Consider the following 22,335-nt stretch of genomic DNA (forward strand, 5'->3'; position numbering starts at 1 on the left):
ATCAATTAGCAATCATAAAAAAAACCTACTAAATCTTCAAAATCTAATAGGTTAATTATTTTAGAGTTTAATTATAAACTACACGAACATTGTAACTGGATTTTCAATATAGTTGCGTAGTGTTTGTAAAAACTTTGCTCCTGTTGCTCCGTCCACTGTTCTATGATCACAGGCTAGTGTTACAGTCATTACATTACCAACAGCAATAGCTCCATTTTTAACAACTGGTTTTTGAATAATTGCACCCACACTTAAAATAGCTGAGTTAGGAGCATTGATAATGGAAGTAAATTCTTTAATACCAAACATTCCTAAATTTGAAACAGTAAATGTACTACCGTCCATTTCTTGAGGAGTAATTTTCTTGCTTCTCGCTTTTCCAGCCAGCTCTTTAACATTTGCTCCAATTTGTGAGAATGTCATTTGATCAGCAAATTTTAAAACAGGAACTAATAGACCTTCATCAACAGCAACAGCAACTCCTATATGAATATGCTTTGCAATTCGAGTATTGTCTCCAGTCCATTGACTATTTACTTGTGGATGTTTGCGAAGTGCCATTGCACAAGCTTTAACCACCATGTCATTGAAACTTATTTTTACATCAGGGTCACTATTAATTGCTGTTCTTGAAGCAATAGCATTATCCATATCTAACTCAATTGTTAGGTAATAATGTGGTGCCGTAAATTTTGATTCGCCTAAACGTCTCGCTATGGTTTTACGCATTTGAGAGTTTTTAATCTCCTCAAAACTTTCAGTACCAACAGGTGTGTAAGAGGCTGCACCTCCAGCACTAGGCTGGTAGTTTTCAATATCAGTCTTTACAATACGCCCATTTTCTCCACTCCCATTTACTTGAGCCAAATTAATACCTTTATCTTCGGCCATTTTTTTAGCTAATGGTGAAGCAAAAATGCGTTTGTTAGAAGATGAACTTGAACTCGAGGATGGTTTTGAAGTTTTTGACGCTTCTTTATTCTCATCTTTCTTATCGTCCTTTTTCTCTTGTTTCTTATCGGTTGACTTTTCCTCTTTCTTTGGAGTTTCTTTTTTAGGGGTAGATTTTGTTTCTGTAATTCCAGAAACATCAGTCCCTTTTGGGCCTACAATAGCTAATAATGCATCTACTTTTGCTGTTTCGCCTTCTTGAATCCCTATTTTTAAAAGCGTTCCAGAGTGGAATGATTCAAATTCCATTGTTGCTTTATCGGTTTCAATTTCAGCAAGGATATCTCCTTCTTCAATAGCGTCACCTTCCTGCTTGAGCCAAGATGCAACAGTACCTTCTTCCATTGTGTCACTTAATCGTGGCATTGTGATTACGGTTACACCTTCGGGTAAGTTTGAGCTGTTATCGTTTGAAGATTCTTCTTTCTCTTCGGAAACGTCACTTTCTTTTGAAGTGTCTTCTTCAGATTCATCTTCTTCAGATTTATCACTTTCTTCTTTTTCGGCATTATCATCAGTTTCATCCTTGGAATCATCTTTAGATGTTGCCTCATTTCCGCCGCCATTTAAATGCTCAGAAATGTCTTCTCCTTCTTCACCAATAATAGCTAAAAGTGTATCTACTTTTGCCGTTTCACCTTCCTCAATACCAATGTGGAGTAGTGTTCCTTCATGAAAGGACTCAAATTCCATCGTGGCTTTATCTGTCTCAATTTCGGCAAGGATATCGCCTTCTTCAACAGCGTCACCTACTTTTTTAAGCCAACTGGCAACGGTGCCTTCTTCCATAGTGTCGCTTAATCGCGGCATGTTAATCACTGTAGCCATAGCTTATAATTTATGTGGTAAAAATGGATAGTTCTCTTGATCGTAAACAACATCGTACATCACGTTTTTGTCTGGATAAGGTGACTCGTCTGCAAATTTTTCACATTCTTTTACCTTGTCTTTAACGCGTTTGTCAATTGCTTTTATTTCTTCTTCGGTAGCCCATTTTTTCTCGTATATATTGTGCAATACGTAGCTAATTGGGTCCTCTTCTTGTTTTTTAGCAACTTCGTCTTTTGTACGATAATGTTGTGCATCACTCATTGAATGCCCTCTATAACGGTAGGTTCTAATCTCTAAAAACGTAGGTCCGTCACCTCGTCTTGCGCGCTCCATTGCTTCGTCCATTTCTTTTGCAACAACCTCTGGCTTCATACCATCCACAGGTTTACAAGGCATTTCATAACCTAAACCTAGTTTCCAAATATCTGTATGGTTTGATGTTCTTGCTACAGATGTTCCCATTGCGTATCCATTGTTTTCACAACAGAAAACTACTGGGAGTTTCCAGAGCATAGCCATGTTAAATGTTTCGTGTAATGATCCTTGACGTACTGCACCATCACCCATATAACAAAGTGTAACAGCATTGTCTCCTTTGTATTTGTCACCAAATGCAAGTCCAGCGCCTAGAGGAATTTGTCCTCCTACGATACCGTGACCTCCATAAAATCGATGTTCTTTAGAGAAAATATGCATTGAGCCACCAAGTCCTTGTGAAGTTCCAGTTGCTTTTCCATATAATTCTGCCATTACCTTTTTTGGGTCAACACCCATACCTATAGGTTGCACATGGTTACGGTATGCTGTAATCATTTTATCTTTAGTCAAATCCATTGCATGTAATGCTCCTGCAAGTACTGCTTCTTGACCATTATATAGGTGTAGAAAACCTCTAACTTTTTGATTAATATATACTTGCGCTAATTTGTCTTCAAATTTGCGCCAGAATAACATATTCTCATACCAATCAAGGTAGGTTTTTTTGGTGATTTTTTTCATCGAGTGCTGTGATTAGTTCTCATAGCAAATGGTGCCATGGGTATAACAAAAATAACATATTTGTGTAGACTATAAAACCTCTATTTTATTAAATAAAATTGAAAAGGTTTTCTTGTCTTAATGCAGTGTTTGTTTATAGTCAGAAATTTGCCCTTTAGTGTTAAGGTTTAAGTCTTATTTCAAAAAAGAGCTGTCAAACACTAATGGTAATAAGTCTTTAATAGAATTTGCTTTTACCACTTTTCCCTTTTCGCCCATGAAATAGACTGTCATAGGTGATTTTTGATTTACTTCATATTCGGCAAGAGATTGTCGGCAGGCTCCGCAAGGTGGAGTAGGGGTTTCAACTATATGCTTTAAAGACTTAACAGTAAGCGCTACGTTGTTTACTGCAACTCCTGGGTAGGTTGCTCCTGCATAAAATACTGCAACACGTTCTGCACAAAGACCAGAAGGGTATGCTGCATTTTCTTGATTGTTGCCTAGAACAACTTCGCCATTGGCTAATTGTAAGGCTGCACCAACCATAAAAGACGAATAAGGCGCATAAGCTCTGTCTCGAGCTTCTTGCGCCTTATTCATTAATTGTTGAATGTCTTTTGGTAATTCTGTAATAGAATCATATACCTCTAGAACTGTTTCAATGATGTGTTTTTTCAATGGTCTAGTATTCGTCGTATTCGTCACCAAAATTAAATGTAAGTCCAAAACGAAGCGTTCCTTCAAGTGGGCTTACAACTTGTGATGTTGAGAATAGGTATGATAAATCAATACCGATTGATGTGTATTTAAAACCTGCACCTAATGAAGCAAATTTTCTAGAACCTTTTTCATCACTTTCATTAAAGTAACCAGCTCTAAATGCAAATACATCTTGGTACGAATACTCAGCTCCTAAAGCCCAAGTAAATTCTTTTAATTCTTCGCTAAAACCATCTGGTGCATCACCAAAAGAAGAGAAAATACCACTTACAAAACTCTCGTTAGCAAAATCATCTTGGCTGTTAATTGTTCCGTCATTATTAGAGTCACTTGGAGTAGGAACTAATAATTTGTTTACTTCAAGACCGGCAGATACTTTATTGTACTCGTCTAGGATAAAATCAAATCCACCACCAAGCGCCATGTTTGTTGGTAGGTTGTTTTCTTGCCCTGTTTCGTCATACTTTAATTTAGGACCAATGTTTGAAAAGTTAAATCCTAATCTCCAGCGTCCATCAAAACTATCGTAGGCAATTTCTTCACTTTGGTAGTATCCCGAAATATCTACTCCAAATGTACTTGCAGCACTTGCATCTTCGTTTGCTGTTTGTAATTTCAAATCACTTCGAATGTATCTTCCAGCTACTGCCATAGAAAAACGCTCGCTTAATCTTAATGAATATGAAACATCAAATAGAAGTTCGTTTGGTTTTACTAAAAGTGGTTCTTGATCTGCTGTTTGGCGTAGCTCAATTTCACCATTACTAAAATATCTAAAAGATGCTCCAACGGCACTTCTTTCATTTAATCTGTTATAATATGTAATATTTCCGAGGAAAATATCATTTACAAGGTTACTTAAGTAGGGTGTGTATGTTACACCAACACCTTGTTTTGATAGTGCAAATGCATATTTGGCAGGATTCCATTGCTGTGAAAAAGCATCTGAGGAAGTCCAAACGCCCATATCAGCCATACCAGCAGATCTAGCATCAGCGGCAATTAGCATAAACGGTACGCCAGTTGTGATTACACGCTGGTCAATATTTGAGTTTGGGTCATCTTGTGCAAACCCATTGATTGTGATTAAGGTAATAAGTAAGGGTAATAATATCTTCTTCATGAGGTATAAAAATTTTGACAAATATAAATTTTAATTTTATAGGATAACTAGTTTTTCAATTTTTTCAGTCTGCTGGTTAGTTAACGGAGATTTTACAGTAATCTTATAAACATACACACCTTTTCCTATTCGATCACCAAAATCATCTCTTCCATCCCAGATAATTTCTCTAATGAGGTTGCCACCATTTGTAGGGTAACTTCCTGAAATTGTTTTTACAACCTTCCCAGTAACAGTGAAGATTTGTACTTGAACATCTAAAAATGGTTCTTCAGCTTTATTGTGGTTAAACCAAAACTCAGTATAGTTAACAAAAGGATTAGGGTAGTTAAGTACACGGTCTAATGCTAATTCTCCGTCGCCAGTGACTATAAATTGTATTTCTGCTGTGGAGGAATTGTTGTAGGTGTCCCATGCTTTTAAAGTAAGTGTATGTAGTCCTTCTTCTAAATCTCTTAATTTATATGTTGTTGTTCCATTTGTGTAATCATCAACATTAGCTTGATAATAATCATTTAGTTTAAATGGGTTTTCTTCATCTCCGTCAAGAATTGCAATAATATCATGCCCAATACCGCTAGCTGTATTAATACCATTTCCGTCTTGAAGATTTGCGATAAGGTTAGGGGAATCATTTGTAATTCCTCCAGAGACAAAACTCTCATCGTTCATAAATAATTGAATAATAGGTCCTGTGGTGTCTGTTCCTGCATTGGGGTTGAGTCCTCCCACTTGCACATCTAGATTAAATCCTGTATTATCTAAAAGTATATTTTCTTTTTGAGCATAAAAGCTTACTTTTCCATTGCCCACTGGAATTTGAACATCTTGGGGTACAATGAAATCTACCTCAAATTCACCATTAGTTACAGTCGCCTGTCCATTAAAAAGAATCTCTCCAAGTGTTGTAAAGTTTAAGATGGCTAGGCCTCCATTATTAGGGAATTGCGACCCGTCATTCCCTAGTGTTTGTCGTTCTTGTCTTTTGTCAAATAATTTTACTTCCACAACACCATTGTAAGTTGGATCTAATGCTCCAGATGCGGTTGTAACTTGTCCTCCTAGTTTTGCGTAGCTTAAACCTTGTAATACAATACCGCTTTGTGAAATGGGTGCGTCGTTAATTGTAGTAAGGCGAATGTCTTTCTTCGGAAATGCTAATGGCATTGCAGGATCTCCCACATAAAAAACTACGCGTCTGTTTGAATTTCCAGCAAGTTCATTTTTTGAAATTCGAAGTCCTTCGGCTGGTAGGTCAGGGATGTCTTGTCCAAACCCAAAAATTTCATCAGCAAGTAATTCATTTAACATTGAGCCTGTTCCTACACCAATGGAGCGCGTTGTTGTTATTAATGAAATAGCACCTCCATCTTTATTCCAGTATGTTAACTCACCCGCTGTGGTTCTTGTAGGTAGATCAAATTTTGTAAACTCACAGGTTACCGTTACAATTAATGGATATCTATTCTCATTTCTTAACGTGAGGGCTGTCTCTTTTGTAAATATAAATTCTTTTGCAAGACCATCTTCTCCACCATGACCAAAATAATTTACAATTAAAGCACCTACTTCAATATCGTTTTTTACTATGCCATTAACTTGAGGATACCTATTACCTCCAGCTGAGGTTTGTTGTTCAAATGCATCTATATGTATTTTTTTAACATTAACAAATGGTTTTGCAGCCGATATGTCGTCAGCTAATCCATCTAAAGTAAGTTGAAGTGAATTAAATTCGGAATATGTATCTGCGTCATCAGAAATCATTAAAATATTATTTCTCCAATTACCGTAAGATGCTTTTGCCTCGTACGCAATAATTTTATCTACTAGGGTGTTTGCCAGTCCTACGTTATCAGCAACCATTCTCCCTAAAGCAATATCTAATGTCTCAGTGTCCTCCATTTGTCCTTCCTCTTGCTCCATCATGCCATAGAAGTCATCACTCATATAGGAGGTGAATGTACTTGTGCTCTGTTGCGTATGAAAGGTAGGTACTGTGTTGTTGTTTCCAGGTAATCTGTTTTTATAATCTACAGAGGTGTCACCAAAAAAATTAATATATTTTACCCGTTTATCTGGAGCGGAAGCGTTTTCATATACATAACGTACAAAATTACGAATAGCTCCTATATCCTGTTTTCCACTAGAAAACTCTTGGTAAATTTTATCTGTTGTTACAACTTTTACACTAGTGCCTCTAATGTTTCGGTGGTGGTCTGCTAATCTTAAAGCAGGTTGTATCAAAAAGGGTGCGGTAATAATCAAATAGTCAATATCTTTAAAATTTCCGGAGGCATCATTAAAGATTGTTCCTTTGAGGTTTTGGTTAGGTACATTGCTACTGCCTATTTCAACAGGTTGTAAGTAGTTTGATGGATTTATGGCAACATATTCTCTAATTTCACCTAAGGTAGCTTTAAAGCTGAAATTTCCGGCATTTGATTCATTTTGTGTTGATGTAATATTTTGTGGATTTGTAACATCCCAAACTTGAGAAAATTGAGAGGCATTACCTATTGAATATTCACCAACACCAGATTGTGTTGCTACATTGTTATTTCTGAATTGAAGTTGTCCATCTGTTCCTACGAGTTGGCGTAAGGCGTTAATACGAATAAAATCTAAATATCCCTTACTTGAAGGGTTGTTGCCGTTGTTGTAAAGCATGTTGATAGTAACAATGTCTCCACTTGCTGGAATTTGAACAGGAGCAATATTTGTAGCTGGTTGAACGCTTAGTAAAGTGGGTTCGTTTATAACATTAAATGTAACAGGGTTTAAAGCAGCACCATTTACAGAAATTGCCATTGAAGTAGGGTTCTCAGAGGCAGATGCAATTCTATACTCCATTTCCATAGTACTACCAGGAACTATATTTGGAAAAGTGAGTTCAAATGTTTGGTCATTTTCAATGTCAAAACGATTTCCAAACCAGCTACGTCCTACTTTTGCGGGACTTTCCTCATCATTTTCAATAAACTTATAGTCATTGAACGTGGTTATTTGTGGGCCACTAGATGTTGGTTCATTCATAGGTTGTACCCTTAAGCCATTATTTCCTCCCGAAGTTATATAGTAGTAAGAGTCATCACTATATGGGTTGATATTAGAGTCATTTTCCTCTACCCAGCCTAATGTGCTTGTTGCATAAAATAAAATACGGTCTCCATTATCAAAAGATCCATCTCCCTCTCCGATTACTTGAATGCTTGTCTCTGGTAAATCAAACAAGTCGTTGTTTAATGAATTGAGTAAGGGTAAAGATTGACCGCCATGCCCATAAATTTTAATGGTTCTTGGGTCTACACCATCGGTATTAAGCCCTATATCATTCAAAAAGTTTTTGTCAATACTATGAACGCCAGTTTCATTAACTTTAAATTTATACCAATTTCCAGTAGCTAGAACTGAGTTAGTTATTGGAATCCTAAAGCTATTTTGTCTATTTGAATCATAGTTGTATTGTATTTGAAAAGATTTTACCTTTTGAATACGACCATTAATTTTTACAATTGGTGATAATGTTAATATTGTATAAATTTTATCACGAGCTTTTGAGCTTGTAATATTTGCATTGATGTTGCTCGGGACATTATAGGTGTTAATAGATTCAAGTTCTTTTTGAGAAATTGAAGTATAAGAAATGTTTGTAATATTTAATGAAGTAGGGGCGGCATAATTAGAGTCTATCCAAGTATCTGTATATTGATTGTTGTCCTTGTCTATTTGTAATTTAAGTTGGTCTTTTGCGTACTCAGTTACAGATTTCCCAGTGTTTTTTGTAGCTGCTTTTTCAGTGCTTGTTTTTTTTGCTGCAATATTTTTAGAAAGTGTTGCGCTCTCTTCCCATTGAATGGTAATTGTTTTAGTTTGTTGCGCAACACTTGTGATGGCGCTTGATATAATAATCAATAGTATAAATATCTTTTTCATGCCTTATTTTAACGTTCCAAATATACACTTAGTATAGGGTACATTTAAAGTTTTTCCTAATATGTAGTTTTAATATAATAATAGTTTAAAGAAACCGTTTCAAAGAAGTTAGTTGTATTTACGAGTGAAAACTAACACGTATTAATTTATAAAATAATATTGCATTTTATACGTTAATCATTATATTGCGAACCCAATTCTTTCATAATTAGAAGTATGATCTTAACGAAAAACCTAGCCCTTAGGCTACTTATTTTATTGCTTACTACAACAGTATTAGTGAGTTGTAATAAATCTAGAGACTATAAAGATAGCTCTCGTGCTACTGGATGGAAATTGAATTCCAAAGAAGGTGGTCCTCAAAAAAACAGTAAATACCAAGAGCAAGAAACTGGCCCAGGTCTTATTTTTGTTGAAGGTGGAACTTTTACAATGGGTAGAGTACAGGATGATCCTATGCATGATTGGAATAATTCTCCTAATCAGCAACACGTTCAATCTTTTTACATGGACGAAACTGAAGTTACAAATTTCATGTATTTACAATATGTAGATTGGACTAAGCAAGTTTTTCCGCCAAGTCAAGAAGAGTACAGAACTATCTATGATGGTGTTTTACCTGATACGCTTGTTTGGAGAAATAGATTGGGGTATAATGAAGTAATGACAAATAATTATTTGCGTCACCCAGCATATGCAGAATATCCTGTTGTAGGTGTTAGTTGGGTTCAAGCCGTTGAATTTAGCAATTGGAGAACAGATCGTGTAAATGAGCTTATTCTTGAAGAAGAAGGAATTACAACTCGTAACGCTCGTTATGAAGCAAAAGCAGGTGAAACTTTTAGTACCGAAACATATTTAAATGCTCCTACACAAACGTATGGTGGTAATGATTCCATAACAAGAGGTGGAAGAAAGTCAGAATCAATCGCTAAGAGAAGTAAGGATAGTACAAATTTATATATCCAAAGAAAAGATGGTTTATTAATGCCGGATTATCGCCTACCTACAGAAGCTGAATGGGAATATGCTGCTCTTGGACTTGTAAGTTTAAGAAATTACAATGTTTATAGAGGAAGAAAAAAATATCCTTGGGATGGACAATACACACGTTCGGGCAAGAGAAAGTCAAGAGGTGATCAACTAGCTAATTTCAAGCAAGGGGATGGTGATTATGGTGGAATTGCAGGGTGGAGTGATGATGGAGCAGATATTACTGCGGAGATTAAATCGTATGAACCAAATGATTTTGGATTATATGACATGGCAGGAAATGTGGCTGAATGGGTTGCTGATGTTTACAGACCAATAGTAGATGATGAATTTAATGATTTTAACTATTATCGTGGTAATGTATATACTAAAAATGCTATTGATAAAGATGGTAAAGTAAAGGTTGTAACTGCAGATTCTATTGTTTATGACACATTGAGTAATGGAAAAATTGTAGCTAGAGACTTACCTGGAGAAATACTACAAGTTCCTGTTGATGAAAATGAAACATATTTGAGAACGCAATTTTCTCAAAGTGATAACCGTGATTACAGAGATGGTGATAAAAGATCAACTCGTTATTACCAATCATTTGGTGAAGATGACGGAGAACAATTGTCTGAAGGTAAGCGAATGTATAATTCACCTATTCAAAAGGTAAGTGCAGATTCAGCTTCAACTAAGTTAGATAGGAATTACGATAAATCAAGATCTAGAACTACGCTTGTTAATAACGAGGTTCGTGTGTACAAAGGTGGTTCATGGAGAGATAGAGACTACTGGTTAGATCCTGCACAACGTCGTTATTTCCCACAAGATATGGCTACAGATTATATTGGGTTTAGATGCGCAATGTCTCGTGTGGGCTCAAAATCAAAACAAGGAAAAAGAGCGCGTAACTAATACCGAGTTCTAAAACAAAAACCCTCTTTTGCAATATTGCAAAAGAGGGTTTTTTTATATCTTTAATTCTATGAAAATCGAAACATTACATAACCTATTTTTAAAAAGTACAGGGGTGTGTACAGATACCAGAAAGATTACTAAAGGATGTCTTTTTATTGCACTTAAAGGAGCTAATTTTAATGGAAATGTATTTGCTCAAGAAGCACTCAATCAAGGTGCTTATAAGGTTTTGATTGATGATGAAAAAGAGCATAAAAATACTGGAGAAACTATTTTATGTAAAAATACACTCACAGAACTACAAAGACTTGCGAGCTATCATCGTACTTATTTAGATTTACCTATTATAGCTCTAACTGGAAGTAATGGAAAAACCACTACAAAAGAGTTAATTAATAGTGTGCTAAAGCAGAAATATAAAACAACTGCTACTGTGGGTAATTTAAATAACCATATAGGAGTCCCATTGACATTGCTTTCTATGACAAAGGAAACCGAAATGGGAATCGTTGAAATGGGAGCAAATCATTTAAGAGAAATAGCGAATTTATGTGAAATAGCAAAACCCAATTATGGATATATCACAAATTTCGGAAAAGCACATTTAGAGGGATTTGGAAGTATTGAGGGGGTCGTCAAAGGAAAAAGTGAAATGTATGCATATTTAATTGAAAACAAGCAACATGTTTTTTTAAATGCTGATGATCCATTACAGAACAAAATTTTGAGTACATATATTAAAAAGTATGGTTTTAGTCAAGTTGATAAAAATTATTATAAAATTAAATTTATCAAAGCAGACCCATTTGTTAAATTAAAAATAGAGGACACCGATGTAGAGACCCAATTGATAGGGGCATATAATTTTTCAAATATTAGTGCAGCAGCTATTATAGGTAAATACTTTAATGTTTCATTATGGGATATCAAATATGCGATAGAAAACTACAAGCCAACTAATAATAGATCTCAAATTATTATTAAAAATAATAATGAAATTACATTAGATGCTTATAACGCAAACCCATCAAGTATGGAGGCAGCTTTAAAAACATTTTCTTCAAACAAATTAACATCAAATAATACTTCGGAAAAGAGAAAGGTGGCAATTCTTGGAGATATGTTTGAGCTTGGTTCTGAAGCAAAAAAAGAGCATCAACATATTGCAGATTTAGCAGCAGAATTGGCAATTGACAAAATTATTTTAGTTGGAGAAAATTTCAGTACAATTAAGAATGAGTCAAAAAAAATAATAATTTTTAGCTCATTTCAGAAGCTATTAGAGGCCTTTAGTTCTTTAGGTGTTAAAGAAGCCTCTGTGTTGATTAAAGGCTCAAGAGGAATGGCTCTTGAGCGTGTTTTAGATTTATTATAGTAACTCTATTTAATCTATTTCCCTTAGTCTTAGAATTTATTTTTAAAGAGTTAATCGTTGGCTAACTCCAAATGTTAAGTAAACAATTTCTTGATTTATTTACTTTAGCGAATTCATATTAGAATAAAATTATTGTATAAAAAAAACCTCACAAATGATTGTGAGGTTTTAGTGGTGGGCGCAGAGGGATTCGAACCCCCGACCCCTTGGGTGTAAACCAAGTGCTCTGAACCAACTGAGCTATGCGCCCTAACTTTGTTAGCGGTTGCAAATATAAGCTTGTTTTTAAATGTGACAAACAAATATTTTAAAAAAATTCAATAATTTTTAATCTTGTTTTTAAATTTATTGATTTTTAGAATGTTAGAGTTTATTTCTAAAATTTATTTTGTAAATATCAATTAGTTTTGTTCTGTACATCTCTTATTTTCTTAAACAAATCTGAAGAATAAACAAAATCTGTTACATCTTTATTATCTGTTTTAAAAATGTCTTCCTGAGTTCCTTTCCAAACGAGCACCCCGTTTTTAAGAAAATTAATTCGTTCACCTATTTCCATTACTGAGTTCATATCATGAGTTACTACAATTGTTGTAATGTCATTCTCGTGTGTAATTCTTTGAATAAGATTGTCAATTACTGTAGCTGTTTTTGGGTCAAGTCCAGAATTGGGTTCATCACAAAAAAGGTATTTTGGTTTATTGACAATAGCTCGTGCAATGGAAACTCGTTTTTGCATACCTCCAGAAATTTCGGCTGGATACTTTTTATTCACACCATCTAATTCAACCCTATTGAGAACTTCGTTTACTCGTTCAAGCATTTCAGCTCTTTTTTGTTTTGTAAACATCCTTAATGGAAACATAACATTGTCTTCAATTGTCATGGAATCAAAAAGTGCTCCCCCTTGAAAGAGCATGCCTATTTCTTCTCTAAGAACGCGTTGTTGTTCCTCGTCCATGTCTTGAATTGCATTATCGTCATAATAAATACGACCTTGCTCTGGTTTAAAAAGACCAATTAGGCATTTAAGCATTACAGATTTTCCGCTACCAGATTGCCCAATAATAAGATTTGTTTTGCCTTTTTCAAAGGTTGTGGTAATCCCTTTTAGGATCTCCTCATTACCAAATTGCTTCTTTAAATTGTCTACCTTAATCATGCGCTAAGTAGTAATTGAGTTATGATGTAATTTGCGAGAATTATAAGTACACTAGTCCAAACAAAACTTTTTGTACTTGCTTTACCTACTTCAAGCGCCCCACCTTTCATATAGTAACCATGCCATGATGGTACCGTTGCTAGGATGAATGCAAATACAAATGTTTTGATAAATGCATATGCTAAATGGAAAGGTATAAATTCTTGTTGTATTCCTTGAACAAATTCATCCATAGAAACAAAGCCGCCATAAACCCCAGCTAATAAGCCTCCAAAAATTCCTAAAAACATAGCAATCGCTATTAGAAAAGGATAGGTAAGCATGGCAATAATTTTGGGGAATACAAGATAATTTAATGAATTTATACCCATGACTTCAAGTGCATCAATTTGCTCTGTAACTCGCATTGATCCAATGCTTGATGTTATAAATGAACCAACTTTTCCTGCCATAATAATGGAGATAAATGTAGGTGCAAATTCTAAGATAATTGATTGCCTTGTCGCAAAACCAATGAGTGTTTTTGGGATTAACGGATTAGTTAAATTTAAGGCTGTTTGAAGTGTAATTACACCACCCACAAAAAAACCGATAAAGCCTACAATTCCTAATGAGCCAATTATTAAATCATCAATTTCTTTAAAAATTAATTCTTTCAAAACACCAGCTTTTGTAAAACCACTAAAGGTGCGTTTCAGCATTAAAAAGTAAGTTCCAATATCTTCTAAATATCCCATAAGTTATTCCTCGGGCTAAAAATAATAAATAAAAATGATTGCTTATCGCAATTAGCAGTACGTTAACAAGCTATTTAAGCTTAAGAGCTTGCATCATTTTTTTGAAAAGGGATGTATTTTGATATATACCAGCAAAGTTTTTTTCGCCAGGTCCTTTCGAAAATACAGGTACCATGGTTGCAGAGTGGCTTTTAGTTGAAAATCTAGGTTCAATTACATTGTAATTTCCATCTTCAGCAGAAAGTGTAAAACCTCCAGTCTCATGATCAGCAGTAACAATTACTAATGTGTTTTTATTTGACTTGGCAAAATCTAGGGCAACACCAATCGTTTTTTCAAAATCTATTAGTTCTGTAATTAAATAAGGTGCCTCATTGCTGTGTCCTCCCCAATCTATTTGTGATCCTTCAACCATTAAAAAAAAGCCTTTTTTATTTGTAGCTAATTTTTTTAAAGCAAGTTTTGTTGCACGAGCTAAAAAATCACCCCTACCGTCTAGCATTCGTGGCATACCATCTGGTGCTAAGATAATTGCTTGTTTTTTATTTGAAATCACACTAGGTAAGGAGTCAAGGGTTACTTCATAGTTTTTTGCTTTTAATTCATCATATATATTGCGACCGTCAGTTCTTGGAGCGCAAAAAAGTTGACCTCCTCCTGCAAAAAAATCGACACCAGAGTCAGGCATAAAAGTAGCTATCTCCTCATAGAATTGACGTGATTTACTATGGGCGTAAAAGCTTCCAGGAGTTGCGTGCATAAGCGATGATGTGGCAATAAGTCCAGTGCTTAACCCTTTTTCAATCGCATATTCTACAATAGTTTTTGCTGCAATGGAATCTTTAGTAACGCCAATTGCGCCGTTGTAGGTTTGAACACCTGCAGAATAGGCTGTTGCACTTGCTGCTGAGTCTGTAACTAAGTCGCTTGAGGCAGATGTTTTAATAAGACCAATTGTATTAAAACGATCAAAATTTGATGGTCCAGTACCATAGTAATGACTTGCTGATACTTGACTTAAACCCATTCCATCACCAATCAACAAAATAATATTTAAAGGTTCATCTGCTTCAGAAATTTTAGCTTCCGAAATATTTAATGTTGAATTCTCAATACTTCGGGGATTTGAAGTATAAGAAATTGTATTGTTTGATGGTTGACTATTAATTGTTGCCAACTCTAAATTTCCGCAGCCTAAAAAAAGTAAGAGGCTTAAAGTTCCTAAAATAAAACGATGTTTGTGCATAGTGCGTAATTTTATAATCCCAAAATTACGATTAATAATAGTAGGGATTGTTAACTTGTTGTTATAGAATTTTTGCTTTAATGCCTTTCCAGCGTAACTCTCTTATGAAGTTTCCTTCTTCTTGATTAACTATGAAGGGGGTTTGTTGTTTTTTTGCGTTTTTATAGCCCTGCATACATTCAAAATAGAAATTAAATTGATTTTTGTTTAAAGCCAATTTTAAAGATGCAATCCTGGTAAGTGCCTTACCATAACGCATACGGTAGAATGCTTCACCTTGTTTTTGCGAAGCTTCCTTAGTGTACGAAGCACCTGTAGGTTTTAAGTGTTTTACGTGTAACGATGTGTCTGCTTTTATCTTCCATCCATGATAGACTGCTAGTAATCCATCAACAGTATCCCAGCCTATTGATTTTTTTAAGCCTCCAATGGATTGAAAACATTCTTTGCGATACAGTTTAATTGGCCCGCGCACTTTTGTTTTTTCTGAAATAGTTTCAAAAACCCATTTTTCTTTTTCTTCAATGTATAAATTGCCACCAGCAAGTCCTACTTTATTGTCTTCAGAAAAGAGTTGGATTATCTTTTCAAAATAATTGTTTGGCAGAATAATGTCAGCATCAAATTTTCCGATCAAGTCAAAATTTTCTTTCAAAGTTTTAAACCCTTTGTAGAAGGCATTTACAACTTTGCTCCCTGGAAGATGTTTAGCTTCCGAAGTATTCATAATACCTTTAATAAAAGGATATTTTGATGTATATAAATCAATAATTTTTTGTGTACCATCTGTAGAATTATCATTTACTAAAACAACCAAGTCTGGTATTTTTGTCTGGTTTACTATAGATTGTAACATTTGTTTTAAAAATGCTTCCTCGTTATAGACAGGTATGATAATTGCAAATTTCAAATAAATTTAAATACGTTCTGCGTAGATAAGGTAATAACGTGGTGTGATGCGTCTAAGTATAGGGCGGAATCCAATTTTTTTAACTGGGTTTGTAAATTTTACTCGCTTTTTAATAGTCCAACCTGCTTTTTCTAAAAGCCAATCAAACTGCCAATCCTCAAATTCGTGATAATGACGATCTCTTTCATCTGTTTTGCTTTTGTAAGCTGAGGCAAACCATAACTTTAAAGGTACAGATGCGACTAATTTTTTTGCCTTAATGTCTTTAATAACATTAAATGGTGAAACGAGATGTTCAAAAATTTCAAATGCAGTAATAACATCTGCATCACTATTTACAACAGTAGATGTGTCAATGTCTAGATCTTCTCCTTTTGTATTTTGTAATTGATATCCTTTGTTAATTAAAATTTCAGAAAAAGGATTAGGAACCCCTAGGTCAAGAATTTTCTCTTCTTTAGAGATGGTTTTTTCTAAAAACTCTAAAGTAATCTTATAACGTTTTTTTGGGTATTTTCCTTCGTACATTGGCTACGCTTTATATACCATTGCGTTGATGTTCATTCCTGCACCAACACTTGCAAACATGATTAAGTCTCCTTTATTAATGCTGTGATTTTTAAGTTTTCCTTTAGTAATTAAATCATAAAGTGTAGGTACGGTTGCAACACTTGAATTTCCTAATTTATCAATTGTCATTGGCATAATACCTTCAGGCATAGGTAGGTTATAGAGTTCATAAAAGCGGAGGAGTATAGCTTCATCCATTTTTTCATTTGCTTGATGAATTAAAACTTTTTTAAGATCTTTAATATCATATCCACTTGCCTCTAGACAATTTTTCATTGCTTCGGGAACGTTTGTTAATGCAAAATTATAAATGCGTCGTCCATACATTTTAATATATTTACGAGCATCACTTATTTCTTGATTATTGCTTTCTCCGAAATAAATAAAATTTGCTTCATCGTATGCATATGTAGCGCTGTTATGTGTCAAAATACCACTATCGCCATCAACATGTTCAACAATCGCTGCACCAGCACCATCACTGTAAATCATAGAATCTCTATCGTGTGGGTCAATTACTCTTGATAACGTTTCGGCACCAATAACTAAACATCGTTTAGCTATTCCGGCTTTAATAAATGCGTTTGCCTGAATCATAGATTCTACCCATCCAGGGCAACCAAATAACATATCATATCCTACACATCTGGGATTTTTTATTCTCAATATATGTTTAACACGAGAAGCTATACTGGGTACTGTGTCGCTTTGAGAACTATTATGTTTTACATCGCCATAATTATGAGCTACGATTATATAGTCTATTGTCTCAGCATCAATGCCTGCGTTATCAATAGCTTTTTTTGCAGCAACAGCAGCAATGTCTGATGTTGTAAAGGTCTCTTTCACATAGCGACGCTCGGCAATGCCAGTTATTGCTTTAAACTTTTCAATTATAATATTGTTTTCATGTTTAAATTTTGAACCATCTTCATTGAAGAATTTATTGTTTTCAAAATTTGAATTGGTAGCAACACCTTGAGGAATATGACTTCCTATGCCTGTGATGGTAACACCCATAGTACTTAAAATTTTTGCCAAAGCTACTCAAAAGTAAGGAACTAACGCTCTAAAAACTGTTTAAAACGCTCAAATTGAGTTTTTGCTATTTTAATGGCGTGTAAATAAAAAATCCTCATTTTAGAAGAGCTAAAATAAGGATTTAATAATTTATCTATGCTTCCATGTATTCTTCTATAGGAGCACATGTACAAATTAAATTTCGGTCTCCATAAGCATCATCAACTCTGCGTACTGATGGCCAAAATTTATTCTCACTAACATACTCTAAAGGAAATGCGGCTTGCTGTCTTGTGTATGAAAATTCCCACGTGTCACTTGTTAGCATAGCTTGTGTGTGTGGTGCGTTCTTTAGTATGTTAGATTCATCTTCTTTATCAGCTTTTTCAATTTCTTTTCTAATTGAAATCATTGCATCACAAAACCTATCTAATTCTTGCTTGCTCTCACTCTCAGTAGGTTCAATCATCATTGTTCCTGCTACTGGAAATGAGACAGTAGGTGCATGAAAACCGTAATCCATTAAGCGTTTTGCGATATCTACAACCTCTATTCCATTTTCTTTAAAAGGGCGACAATCAATAATCATCTCATGAGCAGCTCTTCCTTTTTCTCCTGCATATAGAACATTAAAATGTCCATTCAATCTTTCTTTAATATAGTTGGCATTTAAAATTGCATACTGAGTAGATTTCTTTAATCCATCTTCTCCAAGCATACAGATGTATGCATAGCTAATTAAACAAGCTAAAGCGCTACCCCAAGGAGCTGCGGATATTGCAGTAATTCCTAGTTCTCCTCCAGTTTCAATAATTGGGTTTGTAGGTAAAAATGGGACTAATTGCTCTGCAACGCATATAGGTCCAACACCTGGCCCACCACCTCCATGAGGGATAGCAAAAGTTTTATGTAAATTTAAGTGACAAACATCTGCGCCAATAGCTCCTGGATTTGTTAAAGCAACTTGTGCATTCATATTTGCGCCATCCATATATACTTGCCCACCATTTTCATGAATCAAACTTGTAATTTCTTTAATAGCACTTTCGTAAACACCATGTGTTGATGGGTAAGTTACCATTAATGCGGCTAAATTATCTTTATGCTCTTCTGCTTTTGCTCTTAAGTCTTCAACATCAATATTTCCTTCTTCAGTAGCTTTTGTGACAACTACCTTCATTCCAGCCATTACTGCACTAGCAGGGTTCGTTCCATGGGCAGATGATGGAATTAAGCAAATATTTCTGTGCTCTTCTCCTCTTGATTTATGATAAGCGCTAATAACCATTAATCCTGCATATTCTCCTTGTGCACCACTATTAGGTTGTAATGAAGTTCCTGCGAATCCAGTAATTTCGGTTAATTGTTCTTCAAGTTTTTTAAGCATAAATTGATATCCTCCAGCTTGTTCAATTGGGGCGAACGGGTGAATATTTCCCCACATTGGGTCACTTAAAGGTAGCATTTCGGCAGCGGCATTTAATTTCATTGTGCAACTTCCTAAAGAAATCATGGAGTGATTTAATGCTAAATCTTTACGCTCTAATTTTTTAATGTAACGCATTAATTCAGTCTCACTATGATAGCTATTGAAAACTTCATTTTGTAGAAATTCAGTTTTTCTTGCTACACGTTTTGGGATTGCATTCCCTTTAATTAGCTCAGAAATGTAAAAACGTTCTTTACTAGCGGCTTCAGCAAAAACGCCAATTATTTTATTAATATCATTAATGGTTGTTGTTTCGTTTATAGAAATAGATACCGTCTCTTCGTCTTTGTAATAAAAATTGATTCCTTCTGCTTCCGCTCTAAAATTTATTTTTGAAATATCAGTTTTGATAGCAATTGTATCAAAATATGTTTCATTTGCTTGATAGTATCCTAGTTTTTCAAGAGAGTCAGCAAGTGTAGCTGCTGTGTTATGAACCTTATTTGCAATATATTTTAATCCTTCTGGTCCGTGATATACACTGTACATTCCAGCCATAACTGCTAATAAAACTTGAGCAGTACAAATATTACTTGTAGCCTTGTCTCTTTTAATATGCTGTTCTCTTGTTTGTAATGCCATGCGTAAAGCACGATTGCCATTAGTGTCTTTAGTAACTCCAATTATTCTTCCAGGAATACTACGCTTATAGGCTTCTTTAGTAGCAAAATATGCAGCATGAGGACCTCCGTAGCCTAATGGAATTCCAAAACGTTGCGTTGTCCCAACAACTACATCTGCGCCAAAAGTTCCTGGAGCCTCTAACATTACAAGACTTAAAATATCTGCAGCAACGGCTACTTTAATTTGGTGGTCATTAGCTTTTTTTACATAATCTGTAAAATCATGTACTTTTCCACTACGTCCTGGATATTGTAACATGATTGCGAAAAAGCCGTCTGAAAAATCAAAATCTTCATGATTTCCAACTACTAATTCTATTCCTATGGGGGTTGAACGTGTTTCTAAAAGTGATAAGGTTTGAGGTAGAATTTCTTCTGAAACAAAAAATTTATTAGCTCCATTTTTCTTTTGATCACGTTCTCTTACCGCAAATAATAGTGCCATAGCTTCAGCGGCTGCGGTACTTTCATCAAGTAATGATGCATTTGCAAGCTCCATTCCAGTTAAATCTGTCACCATTGTTTGAAAGTTTAACAATGCTTCTAATCTTCCTTGTGCAATTTCGGCTTGGTAAGGCGTGTAGGCTGTATACCAACCTGGGTTTTCAAGAATATTTCTTTGTATCACTGGAGGCAAAATACCTTGGTTGTAGCCTAATCCTATATATGATTTAAAAAGTTGGTTTTTTGTAGAAAGCTCTGTAATGTGTTCAAGATATTCTTGTTCGCTCATCGCAGTATCTAAGCGTAATGATTTTTCTAAACGTATATCATCTGGGATAGTCTCAAAAATTAGTTGGTCCATTGTTTCGGCGCCAACTGTTTTAAGCATTGATTTTAAATCTGCCTCACGTGGGCCAATATGTCTAAGTGCAAAAGAATCTGTATTCATAGTTCTCCGGTTTTTCGGATGCTGTTAATTGAACAAATAAGTTTGTTTTCTTCGGAAATGTTAGCCATTAAAAAAGCTATTATGTTCCTGAAAAAGTGATTGCAAAAATAATGCTTTCATCTTTAATTTGTGGGTGATTATTGTTAAGTAAAACGATACTTTTCAACTAAAAAGCGAGGTTACTAACAGTTTAACTATTTTTATGCCATGAGTTTTATTAGAAAGCTTTTTAATTTTTATATAAACAGTAGTATTCATGTAGCAATAGCAGTAATTGCTTTTGTGGGAGTAACTGCAATTGAGTTTGATTTATCGCTCTCTTTGTACTTGTTGCTTTTTGTTTTTTCTGGGACAATAACAGGGTACAACTTTGTTAAATATGCAGAAGTCGCAGGGCTACATCACCGTAGTTTAACTAAAGACTTAAAAACAATCCAGGTGTTTTCAATATTTTGTTTTTTAGTTTTTTGTTATGCAGCATACCATATTTCAAGACATACATTACTATTTTCTGGATTTTTAGGATTTATAACAATGTTATATGCAGTACCAGTATTTGCAAAAAAGAATTTGAGAATGTTGGGTGGTTTAAAAATTTTCATAGTTGCTTTAGTCTGGGCAGGGGTAACTGTTTTGCTTCCTATGATTGAAAATAATATGAATGTAACAACAGATTACTGGTTGAGTTTTATCCAGCGGTTTTTAATGGTTATCGTTTTAATTTTTCCTTTTGATATTAGAGATGTAGCATACGATTCTACTTTGTTGCGTACATTTCCACAGCAATTTGGAATAAAAAAAACGAAAGGAATCGGTCTTTTTTTAGTTACAGTTATTTTGTTATTAGAGGGCTTTGAGGATGAAATTTCCGAAGCGCATATTTATAGTTTAGTGCTAGTCTTGCTTTTAATTAGCATTGCACTCGTGAGAGCTAAAACAAAACAATCGAGATACTTTGCCTCCTTTTTTGTGGAGAGTATCCCGATTGTGTATTTTGTATTTATATTATTATTTACTTATTTCTTGTCTTAGGCGTTCCTGCAGTTTAATCTTTTGATCAAGAGGCATTGTTTTAAAATTTTTATTTTTAAAAGCCTTTGTTAATTTGTTATTGCGAGATGAATATTTACGACATACTCTGCAATAAATTAAATGAATATTAAGTTGTATCATTTCAAAGAATGACGCCTCTTTGTATTGATTTTTATCGCATTTATGATTTGCTTCCTCGCATTTTAAAAATATACTCATAACTTACTTTAACCATTTTTGTTCTAGGCAATCTGCCATAGCTGTTCGCGCTCTGTGAATGATTACCCAGAGATTAGACGGTGTAATATTATACTCATTACAAATTGCTTCGGTATCATAATTTTCAATCGTCTTCAACTTGAAAATTGCAGCTTGTTTTTCATTAATACCGTCAAGACATTCATGTATTGCTAGGCCTAGCTCAGTATTTTCCATATCATCCTCAGCTGTCTTATCAAAAGGGTCACTAACGCGTTCTTCTAACCAATCGCCTTCAGTTTCTGAGTCATTATACTGCATACGAATTTCAGCTTTTCCTTTCTTACTGTTTTTTTTGCGATAGTGGTCAATTATTTTACGTTTTAAAATAGAGATGAGCCAAGTGCGCTCACTAGCTTCTCCTTTAAAATTAGCAGCACTCTTTAGTCCAGCGAAAAACGTTTCAGAAATTAAATCTTGTGCAACTTCATGATCGTTAACGCGTACAATAGTGTAATTGTATAAGTAATCGCTATAGCGATCTACCCATTTATTTGCGTCAATTTTGTGTGTTGCCATGTATTATTTGAAAAGTTTCAAAAATAGTAAAGTTTAGTTAACTTAAAAGGGTATTAGTTTA

16 protein-coding genes and 1 tRNA gene are annotated in these 22,335 nt (G+C 34.6%); 3 read left to right on the plus strand and 14 right to left on the minus strand.

Annotation, left to right across the window (positions count from 1 at the left end; genetic code table 11):
• Positions 1-78: 78 nt before the first annotated feature.
• The 5 genes from GB234_RS05420 to porU all read right to left on the minus strand — a co-directional run bounded on the left by GB234_RS05420 (position 79) and on the right by porU (position 8,542).
• Complete coding sequence (locus tag GB234_RS05420) at positions 79-1,779, minus strand: pyruvate dehydrogenase complex dihydrolipoamide acetyltransferase (RefSeq protein ID WP_151893489.1); 1,701 nt, start codon at positions 1,777-1,779, stop codon at positions 79-81.
• Positions 1,780-1,782: 3 nt separating this feature from the next.
• On the minus strand, positions 1,783-2,781 hold the full coding sequence (pdhA, locus tag GB234_RS05425; RefSeq protein ID WP_151893490.1) for a pyruvate dehydrogenase (acetyl-transferring) E1 component subunit alpha: 999 nt from the start codon (positions 2,779-2,781) through the stop codon (positions 1,783-1,785).
• Between the two features lie 174 nt (positions 2,782-2,955).
• A complete protein-coding gene (gene cdd, locus GB234_RS05430) occupies positions 2,956-3,441 on the minus strand; it encodes a cytidine deaminase (protein ID WP_151893491.1) in 486 nt (161 codons plus the stop codon).
• A 4-nt stretch (positions 3,442-3,445) separates the two neighbouring features.
• On the minus strand, positions 3,446-4,606 hold the full coding sequence (porV, locus tag GB234_RS05435; protein ID WP_151893492.1) for a type IX secretion system outer membrane channel protein PorV: 1,161 nt from the start codon (positions 4,604-4,606) through the stop codon (positions 3,446-3,448).
• A 36-nt stretch (positions 4,607-4,642) separates the two neighbouring features.
• Complete coding sequence (gene porU, locus GB234_RS05440) at positions 4,643-8,542, minus strand: type IX secretion system sortase PorU (RefSeq protein ID WP_151893493.1); 3,900 nt, start codon at positions 8,540-8,542, stop codon at positions 4,643-4,645.
• A gap of 216 nt (positions 8,543-8,758) precedes the next feature.
• Between porU and gldJ the strand changes: the two genes are divergently transcribed.
• Positions 8,759-10,438 (plus strand): gliding motility lipoprotein GldJ, encoded by a 1,680-nt coding sequence (gldJ, locus tag GB234_RS05445; protein ID WP_151893494.1) that lies wholly within the window; start codon positions 8,759-8,761, stop codon positions 10,436-10,438.
• A gap of 70 nt (positions 10,439-10,508) precedes the next feature.
• Positions 10,509-11,816, plus strand: a complete 1,308-nt coding sequence (locus GB234_RS05450; RefSeq protein WP_151893495.1) for a UDP-N-acetylmuramoyl-tripeptide--D-alanyl-D-alanine ligase — start codon at positions 10,509-10,511, stop codon at positions 11,814-11,816.
• 172 nt (positions 11,817-11,988) lie between these two features.
• Here GB234_RS05450 and GB234_RS05455 read toward each other — a convergent pair.
• The 8 genes from GB234_RS05455 to gcvP all read right to left on the minus strand — a co-directional run bounded on the left by GB234_RS05455 (position 11,989) and on the right by gcvP (position 20,465).
• A tRNA-Val gene (locus tag GB234_RS05455) sits at positions 11,989-12,066 on the minus strand.
• Between the two features lie 147 nt (positions 12,067-12,213).
• Positions 12,214-12,978 carry an ABC transporter ATP-binding protein gene (locus GB234_RS05460; protein WP_151893496.1) on the minus strand — a complete coding sequence of 255 codons (765 nt, stop codon included), beginning with the start codon at positions 12,976-12,978 and terminating at the stop codon, positions 12,214-12,216.
• A complete protein-coding gene (locus GB234_RS05465; RefSeq protein WP_151893497.1) occupies positions 12,975-13,715 on the minus strand; it encodes an MlaE family ABC transporter permease in 741 nt (246 codons plus the stop codon). Before GB234_RS05465 ends, GB234_RS05460 begins: the two co-directional genes overlap by 4 nt.
• Positions 13,716-13,785: 70 nt before the next feature.
• Entirely contained in the window at positions 13,786-14,961 is a 1,176-nt protein-coding gene (locus tag GB234_RS05470) for an alkaline phosphatase (RefSeq protein ID WP_151893498.1), read from the minus strand.
• Positions 14,962-15,022: 61 nt separating this feature from the next.
• Complete coding sequence (locus tag GB234_RS05475) at positions 15,023-15,871, minus strand: glycosyltransferase family 2 protein (RefSeq protein ID WP_151893499.1); 849 nt, start codon at positions 15,869-15,871, stop codon at positions 15,023-15,025.
• Between the two features lie 6 nt (positions 15,872-15,877).
• Entirely contained in the window at positions 15,878-16,399 is a 522-nt protein-coding gene (locus GB234_RS05480; protein ID WP_151893500.1) for a class I SAM-dependent methyltransferase, read from the minus strand.
• Between the two features lie 3 nt (positions 16,400-16,402).
• The gene (locus GB234_RS05485) at positions 16,403-17,461 is read right to left on the minus strand and encodes a 3-oxoacyl-ACP synthase III family protein (RefSeq protein WP_151893759.1); all 1,059 of its coding nucleotides are present in this window, start codon (positions 17,459-17,461) and stop codon (positions 16,403-16,405) included.
• A 154-nt stretch (positions 17,462-17,615) separates the two neighbouring features.
• A complete protein-coding gene (gene gcvP, locus GB234_RS05490) occupies positions 17,616-20,465 on the minus strand; it encodes an aminomethyl-transferring glycine dehydrogenase (RefSeq protein ID WP_151893501.1) in 2,850 nt (949 codons plus the stop codon).
• 207 nt (positions 20,466-20,672) lie between these two features.
• Here gcvP and GB234_RS05495 point away from each other — a divergent pair, with 207 nt between their 5' ends.
• The gene (locus GB234_RS05495) at positions 20,673-21,497 is read left to right on the plus strand and encodes a UbiA prenyltransferase family protein (protein ID WP_151893502.1); all 825 of its coding nucleotides are present in this window, start codon (positions 20,673-20,675) and stop codon (positions 21,495-21,497) included.
• A gap of 222 nt (positions 21,498-21,719) precedes the next feature.
• On the opposite strand, the gene GB234_RS05505 is transcribed toward GB234_RS05495, so the two are convergent.
• Complete coding sequence (locus GB234_RS05505; RefSeq protein ID WP_151893504.1) at positions 21,720-22,274, minus strand: sigma-70 family RNA polymerase sigma factor; 555 nt, start codon at positions 22,272-22,274, stop codon at positions 21,720-21,722.
• Positions 22,275-22,335: the final 61 nt, after the last annotated feature.

This window comes from Patiriisocius marinistellae, from assembly GCF_009014635.1.
In the GTDB taxonomy this organism is placed as follows: domain Bacteria; phylum Bacteroidota; class Bacteroidia; order Flavobacteriales; family Flavobacteriaceae; genus Patiriisocius; species Patiriisocius marinistellae.